The organism is Moorena sp. SIO4A1 (genome assembly GCF_010672065.1).
In the GTDB taxonomy this organism is placed as follows: Bacteria; Cyanobacteriota; Cyanobacteriia; order Cyanobacteriales; family Coleofasciculaceae; genus Moorena.
This window is the reverse complement of record NZ_JAAHHX010000757.1, coordinates 1-1,392: the sequence shown is the minus strand read 5'-3', so window position 1 is coordinate 1,392 and position 1,392 is coordinate 1. Positions and strand designations below refer to the sequence as shown.

The following is a 1,392-nucleotide window of genomic DNA, read 5'->3' as shown; positions in this document are numbered from 1 at the left end:
GTCGAAGGAATCAGATTCGCAGAAACGAAAACCAGGAGGACAACCAGGACACAAAGGGAAAACCCGAAAAGGATTTGGGCGGGTTGACCGATATGTAGTAGTCGAACCTCAAAGTTGTCCGATCTGTAAGGGAAATCAGTGGGAAAGTAGGGATTGCTCAACCCGAAGCTATGTCGTGGCTCAACTGGTAGAGCGTCCCATCGAAATTGTAGAGTACCAGCAGAAGCGACGGGTGTGTCACCACTGTGGAACTCTGGTTGGGGGGGAGTTACCGGAAAATGTCATCCCCGGACAAGACTTGTCAGCCAACTTGCAAGGAATGCTGGCCTGGTTGGGACACTACGGTCATTTGTCTTATGAGAAGCAACAAGAGTGGTTGCGAGAGTTCGGGAAAATCGAGGTGAGCTTAGGAACTCTAGAATCGACCACGCGGCGGGTGGCATTAGCTGTGACATCACAAGTGAAGGAGTTGAAAGAGTGGGTGAAGACCCAACCTCACGTTCACGCCGACGAGTCCCCGTGGTTGGTCAAGGGAGTTAAAGAATGGATGTGGGTACTCTCGGGAGAAGGATATAGTTTGTTCCATGCTGGAGACACTCGCTCACGAGTTGAACTGGAACACTTACTTGGTCAGAGTTTTGCTGGAGTCCTCATTTCAGACGATTTCAGTGTCTATAACGGCTATCAAGTGACGGCTCAGCAGAAATGTTTAGCCCATCTGCGACGACATTTTAAGCAAGTCACTCGTCTGAAACCGCCTCATCAGCAAGCCTTGGGTCAGGCTTTTCTCGACCTCATTGATGAAGCCTTTGCCCAACACCGCCAGTGGCGCGAAACCCGTGAGGCATCCGCTTATGCTTCTTGGGCTGAGTCTTTCAAAAGGCGAGTAACTGAGGCAATTGAGACCTGGAGTCCAAAAGCCGGTCATGCGGCTGGGCTGTTGTTGAAGTCCTTGAGGAACAAGTCCGATCAATGGTGGTATTTCCTTGACTACCCCCAAGTGCCCCCCGATAACAATCGGGCAGAGCGGTCATTGCGTCTGGCGGTTACTAAGCGGAAAGTAGCCGGTGGGTCTCGTTCCTGGGATGGGTTTATCCGTTCGGCGACATTGCTGAGTGGGATTCAGTCTTGTCGGGCTCAGGGTCGTTCAGCTGTTGAGTTTTTAGGACGATCTCTTTCCTTGGCAGTGCGGGAGCGTTCTCACGAATTGTCTCTGATTCCTGACTTTGAGTAATTGGGATGGCTTTGTCAACCCCTACACCTGAATGCTTACCACAGGATTTTTTCCCGATTCCCGATTCCCGATTCCCGATTCCCGATTCCCGATTCCCGATTCCCGATTCCCTGCTCCCTAAAACCCAGAACTTTGTACCTGACCGAATTTAAAACCGC

Annotated in this window: 1 protein-coding gene; it reads left to right on the top strand. The window is 51.2% G+C overall.

Annotation, left to right across the window (positions count from 1 at the left end; translation table 11 throughout):
* Nucleotides 1-1,234, top strand: a 1,234-nt coding sequence (locus tag F6K53_RS42670; protein ID WP_293086633.1) for an IS66 family transposase, incomplete at its 5' end; no start/stop codon positions are given.
* Nucleotides 1,235-1,392 lie beyond the last annotated feature (158 nt).